The organism is Pseudomonas sp. LBUM1664 (assembly GCF_059695895.1).
Window position 1 is genome coordinate 4,848,251 of record NZ_CP166791.1, and the last position, 16,297, is coordinate 4,864,547.

Below are 16,297 nucleotides of genomic sequence, written 5' to 3' on the forward strand. Positions count from 1 at the left end.
GAACGACCCGTACATTTTCTGTTTATTGCCTGCGTTAGCTGCTGCAACAAACGATTTCCAAGATCCAACGCGGCCAGTAGGCCTTTAACGGGCATCTGGCCCTCACGCAGGAGACGACACGTCATGCTGAGCTGGGACGAATTCGACAAAGAAGACGGCGAAGTCGCTGTAAAAGGCGCCAATGCCGGCCACGCTTCTGAAGCCAACATGGACCGCCTCGACAGCGCCGGCGGTGCCGCCGCTCTGGAAGCCCGGGCCGTGACGGCCAGCGACTCGGCCGCGATCATTCGCGCCAAGGCCGCCCTCGACAAACTCGACGTCGCCGAAGGCCTCGCCGAACTCGAAGGCGCCTCCGCCCGTGTCGCCGTCGATGAAAAGCGCATGATCAACTGCCGCGCCGACCTCAACCAGCTCGTGCCCTTCAAATACGACTGGGCCTGGCAGAAGTACCTGGACGGCTGCGCAAACCACTGGATGCCGCAAGAAGTCAACATGACCGCCGACATCGCCCTCTGGAAAGACCCGGAAGGCCTGACCGACGACGAGCGCCGCATCGTGATGCGCAACCTGGGCTTCTTCTCCACCGCCGACTCCCTGGTTGCCAACAACCTGGTCCTGGCCGTGTACCGCCTGATCACCAACCCGGAATGCCGCCAGTACATCCTGCGCCAGGCGTTCGAAGAGGCGATCCACACCCACGCCTACCAGTACTGCATCGAATCGCTGGCCATGGATGAAGGCGAAATCTTCAACATGTACCACGAGATCCCATCGGTCGCGAAAAAAGCCGCCTGGGGCCTGAAATACACCCGTTCGATCTCCGATCCGAAGTTCGAAACCGGCACCCCGGACACCGACAAAGAGCTGCTGCGCAACCTGATCGCCTACTACTGCGTTCTGGAAGGCATCTTCTTCTACTGCGGCTTCACCCAGATCCTCTCCATGGGCCGCCGCAACAAAATGACCGGCGTCGCCGAGCAGTTCCAGTACATCCTGCGCGACGAGTCCATGCACCTGAACTTCGGCATCGACGTGATCAACCAGATCAAAATCGAAAACCCACACTTGTGGGATGCTGAAATGAAAGAAGAAGCGACCCAGATGATCCTGCAAGGGACTCAGCTGGAGATCGAATACGCCCGTGACACCATGCCTCGCGGCGTGTTGGGCATGAACGCGGCGATGATGGAGGACTACCTCAAGTTCATTGCTAACCGTCGCCTGTCGCAGATCGGTTTGAAGGAAGAGTATCCAGGAACGACGAATCCGTTCCCTTGGATGAGCGAGATCATGGACTTGAAGAAAGAGAAGAATTTCTTTGAGACTCGGGTGATTGAGTATCAGACGGGTGGGGCGTTGAGCTGGGATTGATTTAGAGAGAAACATCCTGAGCTGAACCGCCAGCGACTTAACTAAAGACCCCGTGAAAACGGGGTTTTTTGTATTCTACAGAACCAAAACCGCGTTTAACTCGAGGACAAGCGCTACCTTTACCCTACGAAAAACTCAGAATTTCGCATTGACGCCGTATCGCCTCGATTGGCCCTCACCCTGGCCTTCCCGAAACGTCGGTTCACCCAAAGGTAACGGGGACCACCCTCCTCCATGCCACGCTTCCCCCATTTCTGGGAAACCGCCTTGCGCTCTTCGCTATAACCTTAGAAGCAACTGCGAATTAGACTTGCCGGAGTTAAGTCCGCGTTGTGATTAAGGAAGACAACATGCAAGAAATTTTCAGCATCAACTGGTTGCTTTGGCTATCGACCATGGTTCCGCTGACCCTGAGTGCAGGCCCTGGCAACTTGATGGTGGCGACGTCGGGCGCGCAAAGCGGTGTGCGTCGTTCGGTGCGGTTTATCGTTGGGCTCGACATTACTTACTTCCTGATCGCCGTGCTGGTCGGCTTAGGCCTTTATCACACGCTGATGAACAGTCCGACACTGGTATGGGCGCTGCAAGTGGCGGGCAGTTTCTACATCTTGTGGCTGGGTGTGCGCATGCTGCGTCGTCCACTGAAGGCACCCACCGACAAGGCCATGCACCTGCAATTTCGGGACGGCATTGTTGTACAACTGGGCAACGTGCAAGGGATCGTGATGTTGCTGGTGATGTTTTCCACGTTCATGCCTTCCGGCGAGACTAGCAGCACGGTCGTGTTGATCCTCAGTGCGGCGCTGATTTCGCTGAACTTCTTCTCGCACGTCATCTGGGTGTCGATGGGTTCGACCGTGCAGAAACTGATCCAGTCCCGCCCCAAATTGCTGATGTTTCAGAACGCTGCGTTCGGCCTGATGCTGATAGCGGTTGCTGTATGGATTTTCCTGCGCATCGGCCCGTTTTAAGGAGGCTCCCATGATCCAGACCCACGGAATTGTCTTCGACGCCGCCGGAACACCCAACGTCATGGAATTGCGCAAATACCCGCTGCGTGCCGCCGGCCCTGAAGAAATCACTGTTGCCATCGAAGCCGCCGGCGTGAATTTCATCGACCTGCACCGGCGCTCCGGCGCGCTGGACGATGGCTCAGCCTTCCCCAGAGGCTTGGGCACGGAAGGTGCAGGGCGTGTCGTCGAATGTGGATCGCAGGTGCAAAGCTTGGCCATTGGCGATCGAGTGGCCTTCGTCGACAGCTCGACCGGCAGCTACGCCGGTCACGCGGTCGTTCGCGCTTCGCGGGCGATACGCCTGCCCGATGACGTGCCGAGCGAAGTCGCGGCAGGCGTAATGTTCAAAGGGCTGACGGCCGAATACCTGACGCATCGCTGCGTGCCTCTGGCACCTGGTGACTTTGTGGTATGGCACGCGGCGGCGGGCGGCGTGGGCAGCATTGCCACAAGCTGGCTGGTCGCTCGCGGTATGCGCGTCATAGGTCTCGCTTCGACCGAAGCCAAACGCCGCCAGGTTCTGGATGCGGGGTGCATAGCGGCCCTCGACGCTGAAGCACCAGACACACTTGGGTTGATCCGTGAATTGACCGATGGCAAAGGCGCCCATGTCGTGTTCGATTCTGTCGGCAAAGATACCGTAGAGCTGTCATTGGCGAGTTTGCGCCCGCGCGGTCACCTCGTGCTGTTTGGCAATGCTTCGGGCGACGTGACGGATTTCAACCTGTCCCGGCTCGGGCAAATGGGCTCGCTGCATGTGACGCGGCCGTCGTTGAAGCACTACATCGGCGACGACGCTGAATTGACCCTCGCGGCCGAGCGGGTGCTGCAAGCAGTGTCCAGCGGCGCGATTCGTTTGCCGCCAATAGCACACTTTCCCCTCGCGCTGGCTGCCCAGACTCACTGCGTCATGCAATACCGCCAAACCCAGGGTTCACTGATTCTGGTGCCATGACCTCGCGGTAAGACGGCCGTCAGTGCATGCCGGCCGTTTTGCCGTGAAACAGCTCCGTCAGATACTCCACCACTCGATCAACGCGGCTCACACCCTGGGTAGCCTGATTGCGCAGCAACCAGATTTCCGAGCGGCGAGCAGGGCGATTGGCCAACACCTGGCACAGACCGGACTGGTGTCCAACATAGGCAGGTAGCGCGGCAATCCCCAGATCGGCTTCGACTGCCTTGAGCTGCGCATTCAGGTTTGAAACGCGCATCCACAGCTTCTGGTCTCCGGTCATTTCGCTCAACCATTGGGCGAGCGGCATATACGACATTTCTTCGGTCCAGCCGATCAGGCTGTGGTGCTTGAGGTCGGCGGGTTCGACCGGCAGACCGTTGGCATCGGCATAAGCCTGGGAGCAGAAAAGCCCCTGCATCAGTGTCCCGACCCGGCGCATGGTGAAGTTACCGTTCTCCGGTCTGCGCAAGCGGATAATGATGTCGCTGTGGCTCTGCGTGAGTTTCGACGACACCGCCGAGTTAATGAAGTCGAAGTTGATCTCGGGGTGCTGATCATGAAATGCCGCGAGTTGCGGAATGATCAAGTGCGTGCCCATTAGTTCCGGACAATCAATGCGCACCTGTCCCGCCATCCGATCACCCGGTTGCGACATCTGCCGCTCGATCAGTTTGAAACGCTCCTCCGTTTCCAGTGCCAATGGCAGCAACGCCCTTCCCGCTTCAGTCAGGAAGTAGCCGTTAGTCTTCTTCGAAAACAATACCGTACCGAGCGATTCCTCAAGCGCCGCGATCTTGCGCGACACCGTCGAGGCCGAAACCTTGAGCGAGATTCCGGCCTCGGTCACGTTGTTAGATTTAGCGACGAAGATAAAAACCTTCAGATCATCCCAATCCATGTTGATGACATACCCAAAAATGGAAAATCGATCTCCATCTATTTCTATTCGAAATATTTAGAGGCCACGTTACAGTTTTTGCGTGGAGCAAAACCCTAGAGGAAACATGGATGATACGTAACTCAATGCGCGCCCTTCCGGGGTTCATGCAGCCGTTGCTGAGTTGGCTGACAGCCAAGCCTCTCCCCGAAGATCTCGATAAAGTCCGTCCTCTGAAGCCGTTCCACCATATCGTTGTGTCAGCGGGATTAATAGCCGGCGGCGCGCTGTTGGCCGGTATCGGTTATTCGCAGGCCAGCATTGCGCTGTGGCTGCTGGGCTTTGTCCTGGCCACCGGTGGCATCAAGCAAATGCAAGTGATGATCTGCCACAACTGCGCCCATGACATGGTCTTCGAATCGCGCGAGACCAATATGACCGTCGGCCGGATCATTTCCGGCATCCTGATGCTCAAACCCTTCGATACCTACAAGAGCGAACACGCGCTGCATCACAGTTCGAAAACGCTGCTGACCGACGATGATGACACCCTCTCCTACCTGCAAAGTGTGGTGGGGTTAAAACCGTCCGACAGCATCGCCACCCTGTGGACCAAACTGGTCTCGACCGCGCTGTCGCCACTGGCCGTGCTGCGTTCGTCCTGGGGCCGATTGAAAGGCACCGCCACGGCTGCAAACCGCCGCGTCGCAGTATTGACGTTGGTCTTCTGGGCGGGCCTTGCACTGCTGTCGGCAGCCTTGGGCCATTTCGATCTGTTCATCGTGGCGTGGGTGATTCCGATCTTCGCCGGCTACCACATCAGCACCACATTTCGCCTGGCGGCCGAGCACACCTGGCCCAGCGTGGAAGTGCTGGAACGGCGCGGCATCGACTTCATTTGCGAGAGCACCACCGGCGTTTTTATCGGCGAAGAACTGCGCATACCCGAAGGGGCGGGTACGGTTCGACGCTTCGCCCATATCAGCGTGTGGCTGATCAAGATGCTGGCGTTCCACTTGTTTGTCCGGGTGTTTGTGATGGTCGGCGATACACCGTGCCACGACTTTCATCACCGGCGCCCACGATCCAAAGACTGGCCGAACTACATTACTGCCCGCGAACGCGACAGGATCGAAGGTTCCAAACCCTTTCCCACAAACTACGCCGACAACTGGGGCTACATCAACTCGGTGACGACCAACTTTCGCAACTTTCAGCGGGCGCTCCCGTACTACACAACCAGGACAGCAACTTAAAAGGGATTTTAACGATGACTTTCAGCAAAACCGCTCTGCTCACCACCGTACCTTCGGACTCCCATAGCTGGAATCTGGTGTTCATGGAGTTCCTGCTCACTGACCTTGGCTACAACGTCGAGAATCTGGGACCGAACACGCCCATGGATGAGGTGATCACGCGGCTCAACCGCCACGCCAGCGCCATGGTTGTCGTCAGCACGGTCAATGGCCATGGCTACATCGAAGGCGCTGAACTCGCGCAGCGTATTCGTAGCGAAACCAAACACACCGACGGGGTGTATATCGGCGGCAAGATCTGCACCGAAAACGATCCCCAGACCATTGCCCGACATAGCGACGCACTGCGCGCCGCAGGTTTCGATGAGGTGTTCGACGACAGCGTGGCCAACAGCTTCGATGCCTTTCAGGAACTGGTGTCTGCTCAGTTGTATCCAGGGCATTACCTGGAGAAACGGGTCGCTCGCTGAGCCGTTGCACCCCTACCGATTCGCAGAAAAAGGCAGGTCAGGATGATCGATTTCAACACCCATGTTCTTGAACGCTTCGACGCGCATGGCCCGGTGCTCCAGCCGCGAATGGGCTTCAGTGACCCGGCCCGGATGCAAGCCGGCCTGGAAGCCACAGCCGCGAGCCGGGCGAACACTGTGTGCACCATCACTCTTGATGCGTTCACCCGGGTAAACAATCTTGAGGCAGCGCAACGGGCCATCGACAGCGAATCGATGCTCAACGGTTATCCGATCGTCAACCATCCGCCGGCGCAGACCCGTGCCATGATCGATCAGATCGATGCGCGCTACCGCCTGCCGGTGCAGGTTCGTCATGGTTCGCCCGACCCGTTGCACATTTTCGAGCGCATGGTCGAAGTCGGTCTGCCCACCACCGAGGGCGGGCCGATTTCCTATTGCCTGCCGTACAGTCGCACGCCGTTGCGCGAGGCGTTCGGCCACTGGGAGAAAGCCTGTCAGGTGCTGTCCAGCGGCGTCGACAACAGTCACATCGAAAGCTTCGCCGGTTGCATGATGGGGCAGATGTGCGACCCGGTGATTCTGGTGGCGCTAAATATTCTTGAAGGGTTGTTCTTGCGCGCCCATGGCATCAAGACGCTGTCGTTCTCCTACGCCCAAGGCACCTCGCCGGTGCAGGATCGCGCGGCGGTGACGGCCCTCCAACAACTCGCGGCCGAATATTTTGCGCCAGGCAGCTATCACTTTGTCGGTTATGTGTTCATGGGGTTCTTCCCGCGCTCGCTTGGCGGTTTTTGCCGAATCACCAGCGATGCGCTGGCCATGATCCGCGCCACGGGTGTGCAGCGCGTGATCATCAAGACACCGGTGGAATCAAGGCGCATTCCCCGGGTAGAGGAAAATATCGCGGCGCTGGAGTACTGCGACTACTGCCTGAACACCGACGGCGTTTTACCGCAGATTCCGTTCGATTCCCAGGAATACGGGCGCGTCCTGCGCAGCGCGAAACGCCTGATCGAAGGCGCGCTGGCCCACGACAGCAACCTGTCCGAAGCCCTGCTCGGTGCCTTCGACAGTAGTTTTCTGTCGATCCCCTACTGCCTGCACCCCGACAACAAACGCGGCGCCGGCACCGTGCTGACGCCGGAAAACTATTACCACGGGTTCCAGGGCGAGCGGGTGGAAAATGCCTTCTCGTTTCTGGCGGCGCTGAGGCAGAACATCCGCACCTATGACTGCGTGCTTTGACGCTGGATCGAGGCCGTCAGTACCAGCACGGGACTGTCATAAATTTTGTGTACGGGCATAACATGTTGAAGAGGTGCATGCATGCCGACCAAAAAGAAACCGGCCCGTGAGGCCCAGCGAGACCTTCCCTCCATTCCAAAAGAGCTGATCGACCAGTTCGTCAGTGGCCCGATGGATGCTGTTTTGGAAGAAGTCACTGCCTGGCAACAACGACACGCCCAAAAGCAGGCCGGGATTTTGGCTGCCTAAATTGGCAAAAAACGTGGGACAAGATCTCCATGCACAGCAGGCGCTCGAAACGTTTGGATGGCGTGTAGCTGTTATCTGGGAATGCCAAACAAAAAACAGAGAAGTCCTACGTATCGAAATCCAGAAAACACTCGCTCCAGGCGCTTAGACCTACGCATTTTGGGAGCGTCCTACGTTGAGCGTGCTGGATTGGCCGAAGATGTCGCTCTGCATGCTGCACTGGCAGGATGAGCCATGGATTCGCTTGCGGGATATGCCGGCGGTATTGGTGGATGATCCATTTAGCCAGCACGAATCTTGGTGGCGGAAAGCGTCGCGGGTTTTGCGAGGGTTTTGACTGTTGATGGGATGCCGTCGTCCGTGTTCGGGCGGCGGTTTTTTGTTGGTGATGGAATTTGGGGCTGCTTCGCAGCCCAGCGGGAGCAAGCCCCCTCGCCACGGGTGTTTAGGCTACAGGTGGGTGCTGGGCTTGATTGCCGCGTTGCTTTTGAGAATCGCAGGTAGGTTTCCACGTTTTTTGCGATGTCGAATAGTGGTTTCGGGGAACGTCTAGCTTCTGTTGGACGGAAAAAATCTATGGAGATAGGCAATGACCCAAAAGTTCAAAAGTGAGGCCTTCGAGTCGATTCACAGCTCGGCCGAAGCACTGCTGAAAATCGGCGCTATCGACCAGGCCACTATGCGGGAGTTCGACGAGGCCTGCATTGCTGAGGTGCCTGCTGAAATCTCAGATCAGGAAGATTCGTCTGTACTCATCGCCGGCCCTCAAAGCCCTCGATGATGCCCTCGGGGGTGCTGTCAAAACCCGCCGGTTCTGAACATCAGCATCCCCCTCACAACCGTGCCGAAACCACACGTACCCCGTACTGCGGAATAATCCCATCCGCCGTGACTAACTCCAGCCCCTCCGCCTGAGCCTGGGCAATCAACATCCGATCAAACGGATCGCGGTGAATCTCCGGTAACTTGAAAGCCGAAGATTTTCGATAGGCAAGATATGGAACTGACCGTCTGTCAAAATAGCGTTTCAAGCCCCTGTCCACTGACCGCTGTATTGTCGCGATTTTTGCGCCGCGTTGAAAACATTCAGTGCAGCCCGACCCACCTCCCGCTATTAATACCCTTCCCCACTCAAGGACCCGAGCCCGTCATGAAATTCGACCTCGCCTACTGCCTCAGCCTCGACGACAAGCTGTCGATCTATGACGTACGCGATTTGAATTTCGACGAGACGATGGCGTTCGATTCCGCGAAGGAACATTTCCAGTGCCCCAACGACGCCTGCCGGGCGGCGTTTGATGCGGCGAATGTGGTGGGGACGTTCAACGCCAAGAATGTGAATTACGTGCGCACACCGCACTTCAAGAACATCCCCAGCACGCGGCATATCGAGGGTTGCCCTTATGTCAGCCTGAAGACACCGGCCACGGGCCTGGAGGCGGATGGTGCGCAAACCGATGACAGTCGGGAGGAGCATTTCCCTTCGGAGTTGTTGCTGACTCGGCGTGAGTATGTGCGTAAGCCTTTCAGCCCGACGGTGGCGACGGACGTTATGCGCGATGAGCGAGTGCCTTCAGCCACCAGCCATGTCGAGCACCCGAGCCGTGATTCGGCGCCGGACAAGACCAGTGTCTTCGCCCATCCGGTGGAGTGTTTTGTGTCGAACTTCGAGGACAAGGATCTGCTCAAGCGCATGCCGCTGAAGATTGGCGAGCACATGGCGCCCTATGGATCGTTCTTCAAGAAGGTCGAGTACTTGCTGGACAACAAAGGGTTGATCTACTGGGGCAAGATCAAGGAAATCAAAGATTACACGCAGAGCTTTCGCATCGATTTCGAACAAAAGGTCTGGGTCAAGCAACCGGACGAGACGAAGAAGAAGCCTTACTCAGTCAACGTTTACCTGAGCAAGAAATTGATCGATACCTACCGCAAGCGCAAAGCATTCCTGGAAGAGATCAAGCACGCTGCCAACAGTGAAGCGCCGTTGTATTGCTTCTTTTATGGCGTGACGCCGGAGTTGAAGCAGGTGCCGAGCAAGAAAAACCCCGAGCAGACGTTCGGGGTGTTCAGCGCCAATATTGAGAATCTGGATCACTTCATCATTCGTGAAGCGCCGGGATTGGCCGATCAGTAACGGCCCTACTCCTGCCACATTCCGACCATCACCACCATCAACAACCCTATATACACCCACGCATGCAACCGATCCGGTATCCGGCCAATCCAGGGTGTCGCCAGGCGGATGCCGAGTAACGCGCCGAGTGTGAGCACAACAAAGGCCAGCAGGTCGACGTAACCGACAAACCACGGGCCGAAGTCTATTCCGGTAAAGCCAGCCAAGGTCATGTAGGTGACGGAGCCAGCCAGGGCAACAGGCAAGCTCAGCGGGTTTGCCATCGATGTGGCCTGGGACATGCTTAGGCCACATCGGCGCAGCAACGGCACGGTCATGACGCTGCCGCCAACCCCCAGGAACGTGGCGATGACTCCGATGGTTGTGCCACCCAACGCGGTCTCCATTTTCGCTAATGGCCGTGGGACGGCATCACTGGTGTGTGTCAGAAAACCTCGTCGCAGCAGGCAATCCAGGATGGTCAGGCCTAGATAGGCAACGAAGGCGTAACGGATAATCTCGCCATTCATCCAAGTAGCAACCGCGGCACCGAGGATTGCGCCCAGGGCGATGAAACCGCCAAACGGCCACAGGTAACGACGAATCAACTGACCGGCGCGATGGTGTTTTCGGGTGGCGGCCAGGGCGTTGACGATCATGACGCAGGTGGAGGTGGCGACGGCAATGTGCATCGCCGATTCGCCGATGACGTCCCCCGCGTGGCGAGCCATCAGCAGGCAGTACATCAAGGGCACCACGACAAAGCCGCCGCCGAACCCGAACAGCACGGCCGTCACGCCACTCAGGCAGCCGAAACACGCAAGCAATACATAGAACATCGGAGCGAATCCGTGGAATGAAAGGGAGTCCACGATAGGCACGCACGGCTTGGCCTGCTGTAGCAAACAGGCCAATAATGTTTGCGTTTACGCCAATGCGAGTGCTCCGATGCGCAACAGTTCGATTGATTTATTGGATGCGACCCCCAGGGCAATCGTCGCCATTGGCACCGATTATCCCCATGGGCATTTGCTGCCGTCGCACTGTCATCGCAGGGCACAGTTGCTTTACGGCGCCACCGGTGTGATGCAGGTCAGCACCGCGGACGGCAATTGGGTGGTGCCGCCGCAACGGGCGGTGTGGATTCCTCCAGGGGTTGCCCATGAGGTGCTGATGCTGGGGGTCAGCACCCGCAGTTTGTACATCGAACCGGCGGCCGTGACGGCCATGGATGCTCGTTGCCAAGTCATCAACGTGTCGCCCTTGATGCGCCAGTTGCTGATGGAAGCCGTGGAACTTGCGCCGGACTACGACGAGGCCGGCCGCGATGGTGCGCTGATCAATCTGCTGTTACACGAACTGGCCCGCAGCGCACATTTACCGCTGCACCTTCCACTGCCCAAGGACCCACGCCTACTCGGCCTGTGCCTGGCGTTTCTGAAACACCCCAACGCCCACGCCTCGCCCGTGCAATGGGCGGCACAGTTGCCTGTCAGCTTGCGCTCGTTCAATCGTCTGTTCAGCCGGCAAACCACGCTGAGCTTCAGCCAGTGGCGGCAACAAGCGTGTGTGATGGCGGCGCTGCCACGCCTGGCTGAGGGCAATTCGATCACCCGCATTGCCCTTGATCTGGGCTACGACAGCCCCGCAGCGTTCTCCACCATGTTCCGCCGGGTGCTGGGGAACGCCCCGAGCGCCTGGCTGGAAAAGACCACTGGGCATTGATCAAAAAAATGAGATTGATTCGAACTCAAAACAACTGTACAAAAACACAGTATTTTTTGAATCCAACAGCTTTGGAGAACTCCCATGGCCTCTCTCGCAATCAAAACCACCCTGCAACGCATTGCTGTCTATCAATTCACCCCTGCCCATAGCGCACAGGCACGAGCCATGCTGGGCTGGAGTGTTGAGCAATTGTCCCGGCAGTCCGGCGTCTCGGTCCAAGCTATCCGGCGCTTCGAGGCCGGGGGCGAGTTGCTCGACGTAACCCGCCTGGCCCTGGCCTTTTGCCTGGAAGCCGAAGGCTTGGTGTTCTTCCCCGGCTTCGCACCGGGGCGCGGCATGAATATCAAAGGCGCCACGCCGGATCCGATGGAGCGGGCAGATTACTCAATGATCGAATAGTCGATGCATCGAGGGTCAGGCCACGTCGGGCTGGTCGTGATAGACCGAGGGCTCCATGTCCAGCCACCAGGCTCGGCCACGTTGCGGTTGCGTCAGGGTGAAGGCTTGGCCCATTTGCGGCGTGGTGATGTAAACGTTGCGCTCCCAGGCCAGGGCCAGGATGCGATCAAACGGTTCGTACCAGGCATGCATCGCCAGGTCGAACGTGCCGTTGTGGATCGGCAGCAGCCAGCGGCCCTTGAGGTCGATATGAGCCTGCAGCGTTTGTTCCGGCTGCATGTGGACATGCGGCCAATCGACGTTATAGGCGCCGGTTTCCATCAGCGTCAGGTCAAAGGGGCCGTATTGCTCGCCGATGCGTTTGAAACCGTCGAAATATCCGGTGTCGCCGCTGAAGAAAATCCGGGTGCCGCCGTCAATCATCACCCACGAGGCCCATAACGTGCTGTTGCTGTCGAACAGGCCACGTCCGGAAAAGTGTTGGGATGGCGTGGCGATGAACTCGATACCGTCCACCTCGGTGCCTTGCCACCAGTCCAGTTGACGCACCTTGCTGGCCTCGACGCCCCACTTGATCAGGGTGTCACCCACGCCAAGGGGAGTCAGGAAGTGGCTGGTTTTAGCGGCAAGTTTGAGGATGGCCTGATAATCGAGATGGTCGTAATGATCATGGGACAGGATCACTGCCTCGATCGGCGGCAGTTCTTCCAGGCTGATGGGCGGCTGATGAAAACGCTTGGGACCGGCCCATTGCACGGGGGAGGCGCGCTCGGAGAAAACCGGGTCGGTCAACCAGAATTTATCCCGCAGCTTAAGCAACACGGTGGAATGGCCGAGGCGAAAGACGCTGTTGTTCGGTGCAGCCAGCAGGGCGGCGCGAGTCAGCGGGAGAACTTCGATGGCGCCCGCAGGCCGAGTGGTGCGTGGCTTGTGGAAGATCATGTTCCAGATGATACGCAGGGTCTTGCCGAACCCTTCCCGCGGTGTAAAGGCGTGGTTGCGATACTTGCCTTGTTCATGCCGGGATGAATGAGGTCCCGCAGGGCTGTCACTCGACGAAGAAATGGTCATGGTGCGATAACTCCAAGGACGTCGGCGCCATTGCGCTTCGCCGTTGTGGGACGCTGAATGGCCGTTGCATGCACGCTCAGCCGTACGCTTTAGGTCTAGAACTACACTACTCGGTGTAGTTTGTAGATTGCATGAATCCCGGGAGCAAGTAAACTACCGAGTGTAAGTTCCCTCTTCTCGACCGACGAATGCCCATGACCGTGCCGCAGCGCCTTACCGAGCGAAAACGCGAAGCTATCCTCCAGGCCGCGATTGCCGAATTTCGTAGCCGCGGTTTCGAGATCACCAGCATGGACAAGATCGCGGCGACTGCCGGTGTGTCGAAGCGCACGGTGTATAACCACTTCCCGAGCAAGGAAGAACTGTTTGCCGAAATTCTGAATCGGTTATGGAACAGCGTTACGGCAGAACAAGACACCTCCTACAACCCGGAGAAGCCTTTGCGCGAGCAGCTTTGGCAATTGCTGCAAGCCAAATTGCACATGCTGGCGGATGATAACTTCCTCGACCTGGCGCGCATCGCCATCGCTGCAACGATTCATTCCCCCGACCGGGCTCAGGACATGATTGCGCGCATGGGCCAGCGCGAAGAGGGCTTGACCGTCTGGATTCGTGCTGCCCTGGCCGATGGCCAGTTGAAACCCGTGGAACCGGCGTTTGCTGCTCAGCAAATTCACGGGCTGATCAAGACGTTCGCCTTTTGGCCACAGATCTCCATGGGCCAGCCAAGCCTGACCCAGAAAGAGCAGACACAGGTGATCGAATCGGCTCTGGACATGTTTCTGGCCCGCTATCAGGCCCTGAGTATCAGCGCCACCGCAGAATAGGGACTACTACACCGATGGCGTGCTCACGAATTTCTGGTGCATTTCGGTGGTCAGGCTGTCGATACGCTCGGTCAATGCCTTGGTCATTTCCGTCAGGCGGGTGTTCTGCTCCAACAATTCGAGCAACTGCGCCGTGTTCTGCGCTGCCTGGACCTGGCGCTCGCTGTTGGCGATGGCCAAGGCTTCGCGATGTTGAGCATCGGCTTCGGACTGGGCTTTGTCCCGAGCGGCCTGGCGCGTCTGCGCCAACAAGATCAGCGGGGCGGCATAAGCCGACTGCAGGCTGAACGCCAGATTAAGCAAAATGAATGGGTAAGCATCGAAATGAAAGACCCCCATCAGGTTCAGGCTTACCCATAGCAGCACGATAAAAGTTTGCGCGCCGAGGAACGTCGGCGTCCCGAAAAAACGCGCGAACGCCTCCGCGCGCAACGCAAAGCGGTCATTGCCAAAGGTCGGCGCTAAATGCGCGTGGGGACGATGAAAACGCAGGTGGTCAACTGGAGCAGTCGGCGTGGGTTGGGCGGATTTCGTCATCGTGATGTTCTCTGCCTGGGGCTGGGGCTTAAGGCACTATAACCGCTGGGAGATCATCACCCATTGAGTCATACACTTGCTGCTGGTTTAAAAGTCAGCGCAACCGCAGATTGCGCCCCAACTCATCGAACAATGTCACCACCGAGCGCAAGGCGCGGCAGTCCGGCCGTGTCAGAAGCCAAAGTACCGTGTCATAACCTGCCAGCGGCTCGCCAAGGGGCATCAGGCCCTGGTTTTCGTCGATCAAAAAGTCCGGCAATGCCGCAACCCCCAAACCGGCCCGCACCAGTTCGGTGACCGAGAGCATGCTGTTACAGCGATAAGCAGGCATCACACCCGGCAGATGCTGGCGGCGCCAAGTCACGGTCGGGTGATCCGGGAGGAAATCGTCCGGCGCGATCCAGGTCATGGAGGCCAGATCATCCGTATTCGTCGAACGCAAGTAAGTGGCGCCGGCACAGACCCGGTAGGCCACATTGCCCAGATGCCGACCGACCAGATGTTCCGGCGGCGTACGGGTCAATCGCAGTGCGATGTCGGCATCGCGGCGGCTCAGGTTGGCGAAGTCGTTCGAGGTGCTTAGCTCAAGGGTCAACGCCGGGTAGGCCGGCATGAACCGCGCCAGTGCAGGCAACAACAACGCTTGCAGAACCGAGTCAGTACACGTCAAGCGCACCGTGCCACTGACGACCTCACCGCCCTGCTCCACACCTATACGCGCCGCCTCCAACGCCTGCTCGGCGCGCTCAGCCTGTTCGGCCAGCGCTTGGGCCAGGCTCGTGGGCAAATACCCGGAACGGTTTTTTTCGAACAGAGGCTGGCCAAGGGCCGCCTCAAGTCGGCGTACCGAACGAAATACCGTAGACACATCCACTTCAAGCAGGCGCGCCGCCCTAGCCAGCGAGCCGCCACGAACCAGCGCCAGGACCAGGGATAGATCGGGATACTCCAGACGATAGTGCGTCGATGCATTGAACACTTGGGTAAACGCCAATATTGATTGCGTGAGCGCCAATCTATAGTGGCGACCAACAATCAACAAGCGGCGGGCCTCTCATGGAAATCCAGCGTCCTTTGCACATCGCCCTGGTTGGCGACTATGACCCACAAATAACGGCCCATCAGGCGATCTCCATTGCACTTGAACAGGTCGGCAGGCAAGCCGGCCATGACATTCGTTACCAATGGCTGGCAACGGACCTCATCGTCGACAGCACCGTCCTGGATGATTTCGATGGCGTCTGGTGCGTGCCCGGCAGCCCTTACCGAAACGAAAACGGCGCCTTGCACGCCATTCGTTTTGCCCGCGAACAGCGTCGCCCTTTCCTTGGCACCTGCGGCGGTTTTCAACATGCCGTACTGGAATACGCCCGCAACGTGATGGGCTGGGCCGATGCCGCCCACGGTGAAACCTCTCCCGAGGCTGAACGGGCGCTGCTGACGCTGCTCAGCTGTTCCCTGGTCGACACCATCGATAGCCTCCAACTCGACGCGGGTTCATTGATTGCCAAGGCCTATGGACGCCAGACGGTTTTCGAGGGCTACCATTGCCGCTTCGGGGTCAATCCACAGTTTGAACAGGATTTGCTGAGCGAACGCTTGCACGCCGTCGCCCGGGATTCGGCCGGCGACTTGCGCGCCGTTGAACTGCGCGACCATCCTTTCTTTGTCGCAACGCTGTTCCAGCCTGAGCGCGCGGCGTTGGAGGGTCGTATACCGCCGCTAGTCAGTGCGTTTGTCGAAGCCTGCACAAAGGCAGTTCCATGAGCGCCCAGTATTACGCGGTGATTTTCACCTCACTGCGCACGGAGGGAGACCAAGGGTATGCAGAAGCTGCCGAGCGAATGCTGACCCTGGCTCGAGAGCAACCCGGGTTTCTGGGCGTCGAATCGGCCCGTGGCGAAGATGGCTTGGGCATCACCGTGTCTTACTGGAGCAGCGAGGCAGCGATCCTAGCGTGGAAGCAACATCCCGAGCACAGCGAGATCCGCGAGCGCGGCCGTTCGACCTGGTACGCCCATTGCCACACGCGGGTGTGTAAGGTCGAACGCGATTATGCGTTCCGACGCCAAGCCTGACGCCAAGGCACAAAACCTGAGGGAGCAAGCTTGCTCGCGATTGCGGTGGATCAGTCAACATTGATGTTGACTGAAAGACAGTCATCGCGAGCAGGCTCG

20 protein-coding genes and 1 pseudogene are annotated in these 16,297 nt (G+C 58.3%); 15 read left to right on the forward strand and 6 right to left on the reverse strand.

The window, feature by feature from the left end:
* Positions 1-123 precede the first annotated feature (123 nt).
* The 3 genes from ACA047_RS22705 to ACA047_RS22715 all read left to right on the forward strand — a co-directional run bounded on the left by ACA047_RS22705 (position 124) and on the right by ACA047_RS22715 (position 3,339).
* Positions 124-1,371, forward strand: coding sequence for a ribonucleotide-diphosphate reductase subunit beta (locus tag ACA047_RS22705; protein WP_212799319.1), 1,248 nt, complete (start codon positions 124-126; stop codon positions 1,369-1,371).
* 350 nt (positions 1,372-1,721) lie between these two features.
* On the forward strand, positions 1,722-2,342 hold the full coding sequence (locus tag ACA047_RS22710) for a LysE family translocator (protein WP_497353146.1): 621 nt from the start codon (positions 1,722-1,724) through the stop codon (positions 2,340-2,342).
* Positions 2,343-2,352: 10 nt separating this feature from the next.
* A complete protein-coding gene (locus ACA047_RS22715; RefSeq protein WP_497353148.1) occupies positions 2,353-3,339 on the forward strand; it encodes a quinone oxidoreductase family protein in 987 nt (328 codons plus the stop codon).
* Positions 3,340-3,358: 19 nt separating this feature from the next.
* On the opposite strand, the gene ACA047_RS22720 is transcribed toward ACA047_RS22715, so the two are convergent.
* Positions 3,359-4,240 carry a LysR family transcriptional regulator gene (locus ACA047_RS22720; RefSeq protein WP_497353150.1) on the reverse strand — a complete coding sequence of 294 codons (882 nt, stop codon included), beginning with the start codon at positions 4,238-4,240 and terminating at the stop codon, positions 3,359-3,361.
* Positions 4,241-4,350: 110 nt separating this feature from the next.
* Between ACA047_RS22720 and ACA047_RS22725 the strand changes: the two genes are divergently transcribed.
* The 6 genes and pseudogenes from ACA047_RS22725 (at position 4,351) to ACA047_RS22750 (ending at position 8,223) form a co-directional block, all read left to right on the forward strand.
* A complete protein-coding gene (locus tag ACA047_RS22725; RefSeq protein WP_497353152.1) occupies positions 4,351-5,475 on the forward strand; it encodes a fatty acid desaturase in 1,125 nt (374 codons plus the stop codon).
* A gap of 14 nt (positions 5,476-5,489) precedes the next feature.
* On the forward strand, positions 5,490-5,945 hold the full coding sequence (locus ACA047_RS22730; RefSeq protein ID WP_497353154.1) for a cobalamin B12-binding domain-containing protein: 456 nt from the start codon (positions 5,490-5,492) through the stop codon (positions 5,943-5,945).
* A gap of 42 nt (positions 5,946-5,987) precedes the next feature.
* A complete protein-coding gene (locus tag ACA047_RS22735; protein WP_497353156.1) occupies positions 5,988-7,193 on the forward strand; it encodes a methylaspartate mutase in 1,206 nt (401 codons plus the stop codon).
* An 81-nt stretch (positions 7,194-7,274) separates the two neighbouring features.
* On the forward strand, positions 7,275-7,442 hold the full coding sequence (locus ACA047_RS22740; protein ID WP_497360610.1) for a hypothetical protein: 168 nt from the start codon (positions 7,275-7,277) through the stop codon (positions 7,440-7,442).
* 163 nt (positions 7,443-7,605) lie between these two features.
* Positions 7,606-7,779 (forward strand): annotated as a pseudogene (locus ACA047_RS22745) (BRO-N domain-containing protein); the annotation flags it as partial.
* Between the two features lie 252 nt (positions 7,780-8,031).
* Positions 8,032-8,223 (forward strand): DNA-binding protein, encoded by a 192-nt coding sequence (locus ACA047_RS22750; protein ID WP_497353158.1) that lies wholly within the window; start codon positions 8,032-8,034, stop codon positions 8,221-8,223.
* Between the two features lie 52 nt (positions 8,224-8,275).
* Here ACA047_RS22750 and ACA047_RS22755 read toward each other — a convergent pair whose 3' ends face one another.
* A complete protein-coding gene (locus tag ACA047_RS22755) occupies positions 8,276-8,473 on the reverse strand; it encodes a PIN domain-containing protein (protein WP_497353160.1) in 198 nt (65 codons plus the stop codon).
* A 119-nt stretch (positions 8,474-8,592) separates the two neighbouring features.
* Here ACA047_RS22755 and ACA047_RS22760 point away from each other — a divergent pair, with 119 nt between their 5' ends.
* A complete protein-coding gene (locus ACA047_RS22760; RefSeq protein WP_497353162.1) occupies positions 8,593-9,579 on the forward strand; it encodes a hypothetical protein in 987 nt (328 codons plus the stop codon).
* Positions 9,580-9,584: 5 nt separating this feature from the next.
* Here the strand turns inward: ACA047_RS22760 and ACA047_RS22765 are convergent, their stop codons facing one another.
* Positions 9,585-10,397 (reverse strand): sulfite exporter TauE/SafE family protein, encoded by an 813-nt coding sequence (locus ACA047_RS22765; protein ID WP_497353164.1) that lies wholly within the window; start codon positions 10,395-10,397, stop codon positions 9,585-9,587.
* A gap of 109 nt (positions 10,398-10,506) precedes the next feature.
* On the opposite strand from ACA047_RS22765, the gene ACA047_RS22770 reads away from it, so the two are divergent.
* Entirely contained in the window at positions 10,507-11,283 is a 777-nt protein-coding gene (locus ACA047_RS22770) for an AraC family transcriptional regulator (RefSeq protein WP_497353166.1), read from the forward strand.
* Between the two features lie 84 nt (positions 11,284-11,367).
* Positions 11,368-11,685 carry a helix-turn-helix domain-containing protein gene (locus ACA047_RS22775; protein WP_497353168.1) on the forward strand — a complete coding sequence of 106 codons (318 nt, stop codon included), beginning with the start codon at positions 11,368-11,370 and terminating at the stop codon, positions 11,683-11,685.
* Between the two features lie 15 nt (positions 11,686-11,700).
* Here ACA047_RS22775 and ACA047_RS22780 read toward each other — a convergent pair whose 3' ends face one another.
* Positions 11,701-12,756, reverse strand: coding sequence for an MBL fold metallo-hydrolase (locus ACA047_RS22780; RefSeq protein WP_497353170.1), 1,056 nt, complete (start codon positions 12,754-12,756; stop codon positions 11,701-11,703).
* A 194-nt stretch (positions 12,757-12,950) separates the two neighbouring features.
* Here ACA047_RS22780 and ACA047_RS22785 point away from each other — a divergent pair, with 194 nt between their 5' ends.
* Positions 12,951-13,583: a TetR/AcrR family transcriptional regulator gene (locus ACA047_RS22785; RefSeq protein WP_497353172.1), complete on the forward strand. Its 633-nt coding sequence runs from the start codon at positions 12,951-12,953 to the stop codon at positions 13,581-13,583.
* A 6-nt stretch (positions 13,584-13,589) separates the two neighbouring features.
* Here the strand turns inward: ACA047_RS22785 and ACA047_RS22790 are convergent, their stop codons facing one another.
* Both ACA047_RS22790 and ACA047_RS22795 read right to left on the reverse strand, forming a co-directional pair.
* Positions 13,590-14,120, reverse strand: a complete 531-nt coding sequence (locus tag ACA047_RS22790; RefSeq protein ID WP_497353174.1) for a DUF1003 domain-containing protein — start codon at positions 14,118-14,120, stop codon at positions 13,590-13,592.
* 94 nt (positions 14,121-14,214) lie between these two features.
* Positions 14,215-15,162, reverse strand: coding sequence for a LysR family transcriptional regulator (locus tag ACA047_RS22795; protein ID WP_497353176.1), 948 nt, complete (start codon positions 15,160-15,162; stop codon positions 14,215-14,217).
* Between the two features lie 14 nt (positions 15,163-15,176).
* Between ACA047_RS22795 and ACA047_RS22800 the strand changes: the two genes are divergently transcribed.
* Positions 15,177-15,887 carry a CTP synthase C-terminal region-related (seleno)protein gene (locus ACA047_RS22800; RefSeq protein ID WP_497353178.1) on the forward strand — a complete coding sequence of 237 codons (711 nt, stop codon included), beginning with the start codon at positions 15,177-15,179 and terminating at the stop codon, positions 15,885-15,887.
* Positions 15,884-16,198 carry an antibiotic biosynthesis monooxygenase family protein gene (locus ACA047_RS22805; RefSeq protein WP_497353180.1) on the forward strand — a complete coding sequence of 105 codons (315 nt, stop codon included), beginning with the start codon at positions 15,884-15,886 and terminating at the stop codon, positions 16,196-16,198. The genes ACA047_RS22800 and ACA047_RS22805 overlap by 4 nt, the downstream gene beginning before the upstream one ends.
* The last annotated feature ends 99 nt before the right edge of the window (positions 16,199-16,297 follow it).

What these genes read in the sequence shown, in the direction of transcription:
- ACA047_RS22730 (WP_497353154.1), top strand. Translation starts at nt 5,490, where the DNA reads ATGACTTTCAGCAAAACCGCTCTGCTCACCACCGTACCTTCGGACTCC.
- ACA047_RS22805 (WP_497353180.1), top strand. Translation starts at nt 15,884, where the DNA reads ATGAGCGCCCAGTATTACGCGGTGATTTTCACCTCACTGCGCACGGAG.
- ACA047_RS22740 (WP_497360610.1), top strand. Translation starts at nt 7,275, where the DNA reads ATGCCGACCAAAAAGAAACCGGCCCGTGAGGCCCAGCGAGACCTTCCC.
- ACA047_RS22780 (WP_497353170.1), bottom strand. Translation starts at nt 12,756, where the DNA reads ATGACCATTTCTTCGTCGAGTGACAGCCCTGCGGGACCTCATTCATCC.
- ACA047_RS22710 (WP_497353146.1), top strand. Translation starts at nt 1,722, where the DNA reads ATGCAAGAAATTTTCAGCATCAACTGGTTGCTTTGGCTATCGACCATG.
- ACA047_RS22790 (WP_497353174.1), bottom strand. Translation starts at nt 14,120, where the DNA reads ATGACGAAATCCGCCCAACCCACGCCGACTGCTCCAGTTGACCACCTG.
- ACA047_RS22735 (WP_497353156.1), top strand. Translation starts at nt 5,988, where the DNA reads ATGATCGATTTCAACACCCATGTTCTTGAACGCTTCGACGCGCATGGC.
- ACA047_RS22715 (WP_497353148.1), top strand. Translation starts at nt 2,353, where the DNA reads ATGATCCAGACCCACGGAATTGTCTTCGACGCCGCCGGAACACCCAAC.
- ACA047_RS22770 (WP_497353166.1), top strand. Translation starts at nt 10,507, where the DNA reads ATGCGCAACAGTTCGATTGATTTATTGGATGCGACCCCCAGGGCAATC.
- ACA047_RS22750 (WP_497353158.1), top strand. Translation starts at nt 8,032, where the DNA reads ATGACCCAAAAGTTCAAAAGTGAGGCCTTCGAGTCGATTCACAGCTCG.
- ACA047_RS22705 (WP_212799319.1), top strand. Translation starts at nt 124, where the DNA reads ATGCTGAGCTGGGACGAATTCGACAAAGAAGACGGCGAAGTCGCTGTA.
- ACA047_RS22785 (WP_497353172.1), top strand. Translation starts at nt 12,951, where the DNA reads ATGACCGTGCCGCAGCGCCTTACCGAGCGAAAACGCGAAGCTATCCTC.
- ACA047_RS22775 (WP_497353168.1), top strand. Translation starts at nt 11,368, where the DNA reads ATGGCCTCTCTCGCAATCAAAACCACCCTGCAACGCATTGCTGTCTAT.
- ACA047_RS22720 (WP_497353150.1), bottom strand. Translation starts at nt 4,240, where the DNA reads ATGGATTGGGATGATCTGAAGGTTTTTATCTTCGTCGCTAAATCTAAC.
- ACA047_RS22760 (WP_497353162.1), top strand. Translation starts at nt 8,593, where the DNA reads ATGAAATTCGACCTCGCCTACTGCCTCAGCCTCGACGACAAGCTGTCG.
- ACA047_RS22765 (WP_497353164.1), bottom strand. Translation starts at nt 10,397, where the DNA reads ATGTTCTATGTATTGCTTGCGTGTTTCGGCTGCCTGAGTGGCGTGACG.
- ACA047_RS22725 (WP_497353152.1), top strand. Translation starts at nt 4,351, where the DNA reads ATGATACGTAACTCAATGCGCGCCCTTCCGGGGTTCATGCAGCCGTTG.
- ACA047_RS22800 (WP_497353178.1), top strand. Translation starts at nt 15,177, where the DNA reads ATGGAAATCCAGCGTCCTTTGCACATCGCCCTGGTTGGCGACTATGAC.